The organism is Limibacter armeniacum, assembly GCF_036880985.1.
Taxonomy (GTDB): Bacteria; Bacteroidota; Bacteroidia; order Cytophagales; family Flammeovirgaceae; genus Limibacter; species Limibacter armeniacum.
In genome coordinates this window covers 104,311-116,801 of record NZ_JBAJNO010000006.1, presented here as the reverse complement: position 1 = coordinate 116,801, position 12,491 = coordinate 104,311, and the positions used below count along the sequence as shown (strand labels likewise).

Annotated in this window: 8 protein-coding genes; 6 read left to right on the top strand and 2 right to left on the bottom strand. The window is 40.8% G+C overall.

Annotation, left to right across the window (positions count from 1 at the left end; all coding sequences use genetic code 11):
• The first annotated feature begins 74 nt into the window (after positions 1-74).
• From V6R21_RS05245 to V6R21_RS05235, 3 genes are all read left to right on the top strand, one after another.
• On the top strand, positions 75-668 hold the full coding sequence (locus tag V6R21_RS05245; protein WP_334241523.1) for a Crp/Fnr family transcriptional regulator: 594 nt from the start codon (positions 75-77) through the stop codon (positions 666-668).
• Between the two features lie 65 nt (positions 669-733).
• A complete protein-coding gene (locus V6R21_RS05240) occupies positions 734-1,591 on the top strand; it encodes an SDR family oxidoreductase (protein ID WP_334241521.1) in 858 nt (285 codons plus the stop codon).
• A gap of 44 nt (positions 1,592-1,635) precedes the next feature.
• Entirely contained in the window at positions 1,636-2,232 is a 597-nt protein-coding gene (locus V6R21_RS05235) for a GNAT family N-acetyltransferase (RefSeq protein WP_334241519.1), read from the top strand.
• A 65-nt stretch (positions 2,233-2,297) separates the two neighbouring features.
• On the opposite strand, the gene V6R21_RS05230 is transcribed toward V6R21_RS05235, so the two are convergent.
• Entirely contained in the window at positions 2,298-2,837 is a 540-nt protein-coding gene (locus V6R21_RS05230; RefSeq protein WP_334241517.1) for an ankyrin repeat domain-containing protein, read from the bottom strand.
• 120 nt (positions 2,838-2,957) lie between these two features.
• Complete coding sequence (hemA, locus tag V6R21_RS05225) at positions 2,958-4,082, bottom strand: glutamyl-tRNA reductase (RefSeq protein WP_334241515.1); 1,125 nt, start codon at positions 4,080-4,082, stop codon at positions 2,958-2,960.
• Between the two features lie 463 nt (positions 4,083-4,545).
• On the opposite strand from hemA, the gene V6R21_RS05220 reads away from it, so the two are divergent.
• From V6R21_RS05220 to V6R21_RS05210, 3 genes are all read left to right on the top strand, one after another.
• Positions 4,546-5,640, top strand: coding sequence for a hypothetical protein (locus tag V6R21_RS05220; RefSeq protein ID WP_334241513.1), 1,095 nt, complete (start codon positions 4,546-4,548; stop codon positions 5,638-5,640).
• A 228-nt stretch (positions 5,641-5,868) separates the two neighbouring features.
• Positions 5,869-9,141, top strand: a complete 3,273-nt coding sequence (locus tag V6R21_RS05215) for a glycoside hydrolase family 2 TIM barrel-domain containing protein (RefSeq protein WP_334241511.1) — start codon at positions 5,869-5,871, stop codon at positions 9,139-9,141.
• 269 nt (positions 9,142-9,410) lie between these two features.
• Positions 9,411-12,461 carry a SusC/RagA family TonB-linked outer membrane protein gene (locus V6R21_RS05210; protein WP_334241509.1) on the top strand — a complete coding sequence of 1,017 codons (3,051 nt, stop codon included), beginning with the start codon at positions 9,411-9,413 and terminating at the stop codon, positions 12,459-12,461.
• Positions 12,462-12,491: the final 30 nt, after the last annotated feature.

Here is a 12,491-nt window from a genome sequence, read left to right as displayed (position 1 = left end):
TTCGAAGTGACATGCATGTCACTTTGATAAATGAAACTTAAAAATGCTTCCTTGAAGCTTTTGACTACATAGTGATGTTTGAGAAGTTTATAAAGCTAGTGAGTTATTATCTGGATATAAATAATGACGAAACCCTGTTTTTGAAAAACCATGTTCCAATTGTTACATACAGAAAAAATGAGACATTTTTTTCGGAGGGAAATATTTCAAAAACGATCTATTTTGTTTTGAATGGATGTGTCAGACTCTATTACAATGTAGACGGGGTTGATAAAACAGCTTTTTTCTATACAGAAGGAAAGTTCATTTGTGCTGGAGAAAGTTATACGTTTAATGTGCCAGCCAAAGAGAACTTTGAAGCAGTAGAGGATACCGTACTGATGCATTTTGATAAAAGCATGCTTGAGACATTACTGTCGATATATCCAAGGTTTGAGGTATTGGCAAGGATTGCCGTTGAGGACGAACTATTAACTTGTCAGCAAATGATAGCCTCATTTGTGACTAAATCACCCGAAGAAAGGTATATGGAATTACTTTCGACGAATGGACAGCTTTTTCAGCGGGTACCTCAACAGTATATAGCCTCCTTTTTAGGGGTTTCACAGGAAACATTAAGCAGGATAAAGAAAAGAGTAAAGGAGAAGGAAGCGAAAATGCTTTCTTGACGATCGTCAAGACAATTGTTTGAACCAATACCCAATTTTATCACCTCATCAATTAGAAAACAATTATGAAAAAAGAGAAGATTCTATTGGCAGGTGCTACGGGATATTTGGGTGGCTATATCGCTAAAAGACTAAAGGAAGAAGGCTACTCAGTACGTCTGATAGTTCGAAATAAGAAAAAAGTGAATTTCAATGATCAGGAGTTTGAAGTTTATGAAGGGCAGGTAACCGAACCTGCGTCTATCAGTAAGGCTTTTGAAGGAGTTGATGTGGTGATCAGTACGGTAGGAATCACACGGCAAAAAGATGGACTTACCTATATGGATGTGGATTATCAGGCAAATGTAAACTTGGTTGATGCTGCAAAGGTAAATGGTGTCCGGAAATTCATCTATGTTTCAGTTTTTCGTGGAGATCAAATGAGGCATCTGCAAATTTGTGCAGCAAAAGAGCGGATGGTGGATTATCTAAAAGCTTCAGATTTGAAATATTGCATAATCCGTCCCAATGGCTTCTTCTCAGATATGGGTGATTTTCTGGATATGGCAAAAGGTGGTAGGGTGTACCTATTTGGAGATGGTAAATTGAAATTAAATCCTATTCATGGGGCAGACTTAGCAAAAGAATGTGTAAGAATGGTTGCAACAACTGACCAAGAATTGAACATTGGAGGTCCAGAAGTTTTATCTCAAAATGAGATTGCAAGGTTTGCTTTAAAAGCATTGGCAAAACAACCAAAGATAACGCATTTACCTGACTGGGTCCGAAAAATGGTTTTGTGGTTTGTAAGAACATTTTTATCAGCCAAGACCTATGGCCCGATTGAATTCTTTTTGTCAGCAATGGTGATGGATATGGTGGCTCCACAGTATGGAACTCATAAGCTGGAAGATTATTTTTTAGCCAAAGCTAAAGTGGAATGAGCATAACGCTATCTTTTTAAAATAATAAATTAAACGTGCGCAAAATGAATAACTGGTTTGGTCAAATAACTTTGGATGGAGAAAAAGTATCCCTTTCTCCTCTAAACACAACGCATAGGGAGGCGCTGATGGAAGCTGCTGCCGATGGTAAACTTTGGGAGTTGTGGTTTACTTCAGTGCCATCGGAGGAAGGAGTCGATAACTATATATTGAGTGCACTGAAGGCATGGGAGAATAATAAGGCTCACCCTTTTGTGGTGAAGGACAAGCAATCGGGAAAAGTGATTGGTTCAACAAGATACTGTAATGCAGACCCTGATAATAGAAGGTTGGAGATCGGATTTACTTGGTATGCCCAAAGCTATCAACGAACTGGAGTAAATACAGAGTGCAAATATCTTTTGCTGAAATATGCTTTTGAAGCGTTGGACTGTATCGCTGTAGAATTCAAAACCAATTGGCATAATCATCGCTCAAAGACTGCCATCCAAAGATTGGGAGCCAAACAGGATGGTATTTTGCGTAATCATAGGATCAATGCTGATGGTAGTTTGAGAGATACTGTTATCTACTCCATAACAAGAGAGGAGTGGGTAAATGTCAAAAAGTCGTTGGAGTATGAAATGAAAAAGTATCACTAAGAATAAGGATATAAAAAGAGCGCTTATCATTGAATGTGATAAGCGCTCTTATGTTGGGATAAAGTTTATTGCTTTGAGCCTCCTTTTTTGAGAAGGTCAATCATGGTTTGGTTTTCTTCAAATACAGCATAGTCATGTGGACTTTTGCCACTGTTGTCAGCAAGGTGTGGATTAGCCCCCATATCAATAAGCGCTTCTGCAATGGTGGTGTTACCAAAGTTTACAGCAAATGTCAGGGCTGTAGCACCATCGTTATTTTGCTGATTGATATCGGCTCCAGCTTTAATAAGCTTATCCACCAGATAAACATACCCTCTTAAAGTGGCACCGATCAAGGCTGTATTACCTGAGTTAGCCTTGGTATTTACATCGACTTTTTTACTCAGAAGAAAATCCACAATTTCTGGTCGGTTATTATATACAGCCAAAATAAGTGGCGTATACCCTTTATAGCCGACACTGTTTAGTGTGTCAGGGTCTTTATTATACATGGCTTTCACCTCTGCCAGGTTACCGCTTCTGCATGCTTCAAAAATATCATCACCTTCTTGAGCCATTAAAGAAAAAGAAAAGAACGTAAGTACAATTGTTAGTATTTGTTTCATTCTGGTTTAGTTTATTTGTTACTGTATTAATTCATATAACGTGTATAGTAAACAAACATTTCAGTTGAGGGCTACCTTGAAATAATACAGTTTGTTAAATGCAGGTAGTCATCAAGTTTGTTATTTGGTTAGTCTAGCCTGAACTAGGCTGTTTTGAGAGTCATTGTAGGTAAACTGCTGTAAGGTGCTTTGTGTTTGGCAGAATAGATGTGAAAATTTCCTAAGCTGATGTTGACGCATCCAATTTTCTAGAATCAAGATTTCTGACTCAATAATTTCATGTACACTGGAAGTCGCATTAGTCCTTTCCAAAGAGGTCAGTTCTGATTGTGAATTGAGGTCATCCAAGTTAAAAACCGATACATTTTCCTGCTTGCCAATTAGAGGATTGATATTGGCAGGAAAAGCCAAATCTACCATTACTTTTGACTGCTTACTTTTCTGAACCGTTTTGATCAAGTCCTTACGGTTACTTACTGCTGAAATGACAGCATCAAACTCCGAAAAGTCATTCTTCTTTACGTTATCCCAAGCGTACATCTTAATGCCATATGTGTTTGCTAGCTTTTCTGCTTTTTCCAATGTTCGGTTACTGATGTAAACTTCTGAGAAAGGAAACTTAGGAAGGTATTGAAGCACTTCGGTTGAAATCTGTCCTGCACCAATAATCAAAAGCTTTTGGTTACTTAAATTACTTTTGCCAAGACCTTCTTCAATTAACTTGAGCGCCATATAGGCAGTGGATGTAGAACCGCTGTGAAAACTGGTTTCATTAACGATTCGTTTGTGACTTCTGAATGTTGCCTGCATGGCTCTTTCCAGTACAGAGCCCTGTGTTTTATGCTCCAGAGCAAACCAAAAAGCCTGTTTAACTTGAGAGATGATTTGATTGTCACCCAATACAGCAGATGACAACCCATTGGCTACATATAGCAAGTGTTGGGCAGCATTAATGGTTGAGTCATGTACCTCAAAAAGGTGACGCTGGTTTTCCTGATGGTGGTCAGGGTTAATAAATAAGATAAGGTAGTCGAGCAGTTCATTAGCTGATGTACTAGAAGACTCAAAGTATATCTCGGTTCTGTTGCAGGTTGAAATAATCATTAGACCTGAAACATCATCAAAAGAGCTGAGTATTTTATTATTGAGCGCCATTCTGGTAGAGTCACTCAGTAGATAGGACTCTCTTAGCTCAAGTGATGCGGTTTTGTGTGATATACTGATGCTCCGTAGTTGTTTCATCATTTATTTCAGTTTAAAGAAATGAAGGGAGAAGGTAAATGCTTCTCTCCCAATCAATAGTTTATCAGTGCCCAACTGAGCGCATCTCTGTATGCAAGATGAAAATGAGTCCCTTTATATTTCTTACCGTTAGAGCAAGCTATTGTAGAGTCACTGATAGGCTCTGATCCTATTTATATTTTAGTTATTTGTGGAGAATATATGGATTGCTGTAACAGCAAATATTACCTGCTTATCGCTTTTCCTGTACAAAGGTGACCAAGGAATGATTATATATCAAATCAATAATATTGAAACAGGTATTGATTGAAGTTATATGATGATTTTTTGATACTAATAATTGGCAATAGCGAACGAAAAAGTAGGAGAGTACCTTGTATGTCAATCTTTCAACAGAATAGTAACATTTGTGCATACTTATTGTAGAAGGCTATTTTTTTAATACATTTTCCTCAACCATAAATGCATGAAACGAATACTATTATACTTATCAGCTTGTCTAATCGTCCTGTCTTGTTCGGAAGAACCAGATAGTGGACTAATTGTCAATAATCCGTTGGAATCACCTGAAAATGGACCTGCAGCAGGTAATCCCGATGGCAAGGCTACTATACCTTCCGATGCTGGTTTGGAAGATGTTTCTGAACCTGATCAAATTGTAGGAGATGGAACACCTGAGAGTTGTACAGGGCAGGCATTTATTGATGCTGTGGCAGGAGGAGGAAAAATCGTGTTTGACTGTGGGAATGAACCGATCACTATCACCTTGGAAGAAACTGCCAAGATTTTCAATGATGCCAGCAAGGAAATAGTCATTGATGGAGGTGGATTGGTTACCCTGAGTGGTGGTGGAAAGGTACGAATTCTGTACATGAACACTTGCGATCAGGCTCAGCACTGGACAACGGCAACCTGCCAAAATCAGGATCATCCTAAGCTGACGGTTCAGAATATCACTTTTGCAGATGGAAACGCTTCAGCTGAAACGGAATTTACAGGCGGAGGTGCCATCTGGTCAAGAGGAGGCAGGTTGAAAGTGGTGAACTGCCGCTTTTTCAATAATGTTTGCGCTGTTGATGGACCAGATGTAGGAGGAGGAGCCATCCGTGTGTTTGACCAGTACGAAGACCTACCTGTATATGTGGTGAACAGTACGTTTGGAGGCGAAGAAGGATATGGCAATGTAGGTTCCAATGGTGGTGCGCTGAGTAGCATTGGGGTATCATGGACAATACTGAACAGTGTATTTTCCCATAATAAAGCCATTGGCAATGGTGGAAATCCTGCTACAGAAGGAACACCGGGAGGGGGTAGTGGAGGAGCAATCTACAATGATGGCAACCAGATGACCTTGACAGTCAAAGGCTCATTGATTGAGGAGAACGAAGTGAATGCATTTGGTTCTTCCATCTTTTTTGTTTCCAACAACCATACAGGAAATATCATCATTGATAATTGTGTCATCAGAAACAATATAGGAGGCTCATGGTATCCTGTTTATCCAAGCATCTCTATGCACAGCGATACAAAGATTGAAGTATCGGATTCCACAATTGAGTGATAAAGGCTAACATCAAGAAATTGAAATCCTGCATCTGACTGAAAGGTGCAGGATTTTTTATTGATACTTATTTTCGTTAGGCGTAAAAGAAAAACTTCAGGATACAATGGCGGGCTCAAGCTATATTTATCGAAACAGATTGATCTTTAGCAATTAAGGTATGCAGTTTAAAAAAGAAGGTTAAATTGCTACGAGATGAACTTTTTTAATTCAATAAACGAGCTTGAAATGAACGTCAAAAGAATTGTGCTTGGAGGTTTGTCTGCCTTGTGCTTCACCATGGGAAGTACCGTGGCACAGCAGACAAGATTACCCCATCCAGATCTGGAAAACCCAAATGTAGTACAGCATAACAAGGAGAAGGCAAGAGCTTCCTTTATGGTGTACAGTGACTTGGTCAAGGCAAAGTCCAATGATTACAAGTCCTCAGCCAACTATCTCTCATTGAATGGTATCTGGAAATTCAATATTGCACATAACCCAAAAGAACGTCCGGCTGATTTTTATAAGGACAACTATGATGTAAGTGGATGGGGGGATATCAAGGTACCCGCCAACTGGGAAATCGAAGGGTATGGAATTCCTGTTTATACGAATCACCACTTTGAGTTTGCAGACCCAAGATCCAATGGCTTTACGGAGATGCCAAAACCAAACCCACCATTTGTACCGCAAACGTACAATCCGGTAGGCTCCTACAAACGAACTTTTGAACTACCTGCAGACTGGGATGGAAGGGAAGTGTTCCTGCATATTGGGGCGATCAAGTCTGCTGCCTATATCTGGGTGAATGGAGAGAAGGTTGGTTATACTCAAGGTTCCAAGACACCTTCAGAGTTTGATCTTACACCTTGCCTTAAGAAAGGTCAGAACAGCATTGCTTTTGAGGTTTACCGCTGGTCTGATGCCTCTTACCTGGAAGCGCAGGATTTTTGGAGACTGAGTGGCATTGAACGGGATGTGTACCTGATTGCAGCACCAAAAGTGAGAATCAGGGATTTTGCAGCAATCACGAACCTGACCAACAACTATACTGATGGTACCTTTGATCTGACTGTTGATATCACCAATCACTTAGTCAAAGGGCAGAAAATTGAATTGCAGTACGAGCTGTATGAAGGAAAAGAGGTAACAGCTTCTTCAAGCCCAATCCATAGTGGGAGCAAGGTACTGGAGATAAATGGAGCACAGGAAAGCAGTGTACAATTTACGGCTGATGTAAAAGATGCTAAAGTCTGGTCAGCAGAAACACCAAACCTTTACACTGTTCTTCTGAAACTGAAGGACAAGAAAGGAAAGGAGCTGATGGTCACGTCAACTCGGGTAGGTTTCAGAAGTTCAGAAATCAAGGGCGGACAGTTACTGGTAAACGGCAAGCCAATTCTGATCAAAGGAGTCAACCTGCACGAACATAATCCTGAAACAGGACATGTGGTGACAGAAGAAATCATGCGAAAAGACATTGAACTGATGAAGCAGATGAATGTCAATGCAGTGAGGACTTCCCACTATCCGCAGCAGCGAAGATGGTATGAGCTATGTGATGAATATGGCTTGTATGTATTTGATGAAGCCAATATTGAGTCTCACGGGATGTATTATGGACTGCATAAGGGTGGTACGCTAGGGAATAATCCTGAATGGGAAAAAGCCCATATGGATAGGACTGTCAGCATGTTTGAACGGGATAAGAACCATGCCTGTGTTATTGGCTGGTCATTGGGAAATGAAGCTGGTAACGGTTACAATTTCTATATGACTTACAAGTGGCTGAAGTCGCAGGATAGCCGTCCTGTTTCCTCTGAAAGAGCCTTGAAGGAGTGGAATACGGATATCTATTTTCCGATGTATGAGTCTCCTGCCCAGATTGAGGCTTATGCCAAAAAATATACGGATCGTCCGTTGATTCTGTGTGAGTATGCACATTCAATGGGGAACTCCTCAGGTCACCTGAAAGAATACTGGAATTTGATTGAGCAATACCCGAATCTGCAAGGCGGTTTTATCTGGGACTGGGTGGATCAGGGTTTGCTCAAGAAAGACGAAAATGGCAATGAGTTCTTTGCCTATGGTGGTGACTATGGACCAGACAATGTGCCAACAGATGGTAACTTCCTTTGCAACGGGATTATTACACCTGACCGCAAGTACCACCCGACAGCCTTTGAGATCAAGAAAGCATATCAGAATATCAAGTTTGAGGAAAAAGACCTTTCAAATGGGGTGATCACTATCCGAAATCTGGATTTCTTCAGAGGTGCCGATGGATATATCCTGAAAGCGAGCATCAAAGCAGATGGCAAGATAGTGAAGCAGTTTTCAGATCAGCCATTGAAAATCGAGCCTCAAATGAACGAAGCGTTGCGCTTTGATTTGAAAGATTTGACCATTATGCCAAATACGGAATACTTTCTGGACCTATCAGTGGTAACTGCTGATGCGGCTCCGTTTATTCCCCAAGGTTTTGAAGTGGCAGCAGACCAATTCAGGTTACCAATTTTCAAAAGCGAAGCAGTCAAGCAAAGTGAACTGGCAGCACTGAATGTCTCAGAAAAAGGGAATATCCTGACCATTGGGAATGAGCAGGTAAAATGGGTATTCGATAAGCAGAAAGGAACATTTACTGCATATTCATTCAATGGCGTAGCGTATCTGAAAGAAGAACAGGGATTGAAGCCTCACTTCTGGAGAAGTATGAACGACAACGATTTCGGTAACCGAATGGATAAGGAGAAAATCCAGTGGAAGAAAGCGACCTTGGAACAAACCGTTCAATCCTTCTCTTATAAGGAGCTGGAGCAAGGTAAGGTCAAAGTAACCGTCGTGTTTGCCCTGACGGGAACAGAAACTTCTTTCACTTCAGAATATATTGCGTTTGGGAACGGAACCTTGCAGGTGACTGGTACGCTTCACGGTAAGGAGAACCAGTTGGATATACCGAGAGTGGGCATGAATATGGTCTTGGACAGACAGTTTGAAAACTTCCAGTATTTCGGTAGAGGTCCTTGGGAAAACTACAGTGACCGTAATGATGCTGCAAAGGTAGATCTCTATGCAAGCAAGGCAAGTGACCAGTATGTACCATATATCAGACCACAAGATAATGGGTACAAGACAGACATCCGCTGGATGGCACTGACCAATCAGGATGGAAAGGGCTTGCTAGCTGTTGCGAATAACAAAGCACTGTCAGGAAGTGCACTGCCTTACCTGTGGAGTGACTTTGATGCGGCTAAAGGTTATGAATATCCTGAAGTGAGGTTAGTTAACCAACATACAAATGATATTGTGAAACGCGATCTGGTGGAGTGGTTTATTGATTTCAAGCAAAGGGGAGTAGGAGGTATAGACAGCTGGTATTCCAAAACGTTAGCTGCTTATCAAATAAATGCGGAGCAGGATCTCAGTTACCAGTTTACATTGGTACCAATTCAGTCCAGTACTTCAGATGATATTCTTAAGAAGGTCAAGCAATTGACTTACAATGATATAAATCAATAGAGGAGGAGTTATAGCCCTAGATGACATACAAGATACTTTTTAGCAGTTATTGCCTTAATAAAAATGCTATTTCTTGTATGTCATTTACTATCAGTTAAATATATCGAAATTGTTAACAATGGATAATCGCCGTTTATCATCTGATAAATGTCGTTTAGCGATTAATTGTTGTCGCAGAGCGAATTGAAATGCAATTCCGAAGATTAGCGCCTACCTTATATAAAATAAACTATATTTTTTTAGAATAAAGTGCTACTAACTTTCTAATTATGAAGATGAAATTCCTTATGCTATGCAGCATATTGCTGCTCTCATTGCATGCTTTTGCCCAAGATCCAAATACCTATAAAGGGCAAGTAAATGATGCAACGACCAACGAGCCTTTACCTGGAGTAAATATTAAGGTACAAGGGACAAACACGGGAACAGTTACAGACTTTAATGGTAAGTTCAGCCTGAAAGCAAAAGAAGGTGATATTCTGGTTTTCTCTTATATTGGTTACCTTCAGCAGGAAGTAACGTTGGGAAACCAAACGGCACTTACCATTTCATTTGAGCCTAATGTTCAGGAAATGGAAGAAGTAGTGGTTACCGCTTTTGGTATGGAGAGAAAGACCAAGGCTTTGGGCTACTCTGTTACTGAGGTAAGTGGTGAAGACCTGACCACGATTAAGGAACCCAACATGATGAACTCACTTTCTGGTAAGATTGCCGGTGTGCAGATCAACAGGAGTTCAGGTGGGGCAGGTGGTTCATCTCGTGTGGTGATCAGGGGTAACAACTCACTTTCAGGTTCTAACCAACCATTGTTTATTGTAGATGGTGTGCCAATTGACAACACTTCCAACAGTGTAACAAGCTTGAAAAACGTAGCCATCGATTATGGTGATGGTATTGCTGACCTAAACTCAGATGATATTGAAACCATTTCGGTATTGAAAGGTCCAGCTGCTGCGGCACTTTATGGTACAAGAGCAGCAGGTGGTGTAATCCTGATCAATACCAAAACGGGTGTAAAACGAGAAGGAATTGGTGTGGAAATTAACAGCAACGTCACGTTTGATTTCCCAATGCTGCTTTGGAACCTTCAAAACAGTTATGGTGTAGGTAACGAAGGAAGTATCAATGATGGAACACCAACAACTGTGGTAGGTACTGACTGGAACGCAACATCGAGCTGGGGACCAAAATTTGGAAGTGGCGTTAACAGTTACATTGATTTTGATGGTGAGACAAAGTCTTATCAGGGGTATGAAAACAATGTAAAAGACTTCTTCCAAAACGGTTTGACACTGACAAATGGTGTCGCGCTATCAGGAGGTAATGAAATCTCAGATTTCAGAATTTCTTATACCAACTTACAAAACAATGGTATTACAAAGGGCAGTGAGTTTGACCGAAACATGTTGACTTTCAGAGGTCGTACGAAGTTAAACAAAAAGCTGTCAGCTGATGCAAAGTTAAGTTATATGAGGGTGGAAGGTTATAACCGTCCTGTCAGTGGAGAAAACTATGTAAACCCAATCTACTCTTTGGTGTCAATGCCAAGATCATTGAATGTAAATGACCTGAAGGATCACCAAGGAAATGTAAAATACAAGTTCAACCCTGATCCTTTGACCTTGAACCCTTACTATGCTTTGGATGAAATGCCAAACTTTGATGAGAAGGACCGTTTTCTGGGAATGGCTTCAGTAAAGTATGAGTTTACAGAGTGGTTGAGTGTACAAGGTAGAACAGGTTTGGACTTCTGGTCAGCAGACCGTACTTCTTTAAACTTTAGAGGAGAAGACCTGAATAATGAAATGATCAATGTAAGACAGCAGGTGAAAGAGATGAACTCAGATCTGATGCTGACAGCGGAAAGACAGCTGACAGATGATCTGAATGGTAAATTGATCTTGGGAGCAAACTTGCTGAAGCAGACTTCTACTTCAGACCTGATGAGTGGTGCAATGGCTTATGAAGGAGTTTATACAGTAAACAACCTTAATCAGCCTCAGCATACCCGAACTGAGTTGGAAAAGGAAGTGGTTTCATTTTTTGCGGCTGCCAATTTTGACTACATGAACGTGCTGTTCCTTGACTTGACAGCAAGACAGGATGCTTCTTCGGCACTTCCAGGCAGAACATTCTTTTACCCTTCAGTGACCGGTGCATTTGCATTTAGTGAACTGATGAATATGGACAGCAAGCTCTTCACGTTTGGTAAAGTCAGAGCTTCTTTTGCCAAGGTAGGTAACGATACTCAGCCATATGCTACATCACCAAACCTGATATTCAGCCGTCAGGACAATATTGTAACGGTATCTACACAATCGATCAGACCAAACCCTGATCTTGTTCCAGAAACAACTTCTTCATTTGAAATTGGTACTGACTTGCGCTTCTTCGATGATCGCCTAGGGTTGGATGTAACATATTATAAAGCTACTTCAGAAGATCAGATTTATGCAGCTCAAACTTCGGAAGGTTATAGATGGATCAACGGAGGTGTAATTGAGAATAAAGGTATTGAATTCCAATTGACAGCGACACCAGTTGAGACAACCAATTTCCGTTGGAGCATGACGCTGAATGCGGCTAAAAACACCAATAAAGTATTGGAAATGAAAGATGGCTTGACCAATACATTGGTTAATGATACAGCCACTCCTTTCCAGGTTTCTGTAATCGCAGAAGAAGGTCAGCCTTTCGGGCAGATCAAGGGGAATGGATTTACCTATGATGACGCAGGAAGAATTGTGGTAGATGCCAATGGCGTACCAATTGCGAAATCTGAACAGGTACTGGGTAATATTACACCTGACATGACTGGTGGTTTCACCAATACAATCAATTATAAGAACTTCACTTTGAATGCAGCACTTGGAGCACAGTTTGGTGGAGATGTTTTCTCTGGTACCAATATGACAATGCATAGAAATGGTAACCATGCTGACACAGAAGCTGGCAGAGAAAATGGCATTCAGCAGAATGCAGTAACGGAAGATGGAAATGCTTACACTGAAGCGGTAGATGCGCAGACCTATTGGGTAGGTGTAACTAACAACCGTATTGCGGAGCCATTCGTAACGGATGCATCATTTGTACAGCTAAGAGAAGTAAGCTTGGGGTATGCGCTTCCTGCCTCACTGATGAGTAAGACTCCTTTCCAGAACATTACAGTATCTGTAGTCGGACGAAACCTTGGTTACCTGTACAATGCAGCTGAAGGTGTTGATCCTCAGTCAATGGCAGCTAGAAATATTGTAGGGGTAGAGTACCTGTCCTTACCATCTAGCAGAAGCTTGGGCTTCAACATAAACATCAAACTGTAATCAATTGAAATTGAGTTAACGACAGTCTGT

Excerpts from the sequence above, each read along its gene's own strand:
- V6R21_RS05245 (WP_334241523.1), top strand. The coding sequence starts at position 75 with ATGTTTGAGAAGTTTATAAAGCTAGTGAGTTATTATCTGGATATAAAT.
- V6R21_RS05240 (WP_334241521.1), top strand. The coding sequence starts at position 734 with ATGAAAAAAGAGAAGATTCTATTGGCAGGTGCTACGGGATATTTGGGT.
- V6R21_RS05235 (WP_334241519.1), top strand. The coding sequence starts at position 1,636 with ATGAATAACTGGTTTGGTCAAATAACTTTGGATGGAGAAAAAGTATCC.
- V6R21_RS05230 (WP_334241517.1), bottom strand. The coding sequence starts at position 2,837 with ATGAAACAAATACTAACAATTGTACTTACGTTCTTTTCTTTTTCTTTA.
- hemA (WP_334241515.1), bottom strand. The coding sequence starts at position 4,082 with ATGATGAAACAACTACGGAGCATCAGTATATCACACAAAACCGCATCA.
- V6R21_RS05220 (WP_334241513.1), top strand. The coding sequence starts at position 4,546 with ATGAAACGAATACTATTATACTTATCAGCTTGTCTAATCGTCCTGTCT.
- V6R21_RS05215 (WP_334241511.1), top strand. The coding sequence starts at position 5,869 with ATGAACGTCAAAAGAATTGTGCTTGGAGGTTTGTCTGCCTTGTGCTTC.
- V6R21_RS05210 (WP_334241509.1), top strand. The coding sequence starts at position 9,411 with ATGAAGATGAAATTCCTTATGCTATGCAGCATATTGCTGCTCTCATTG.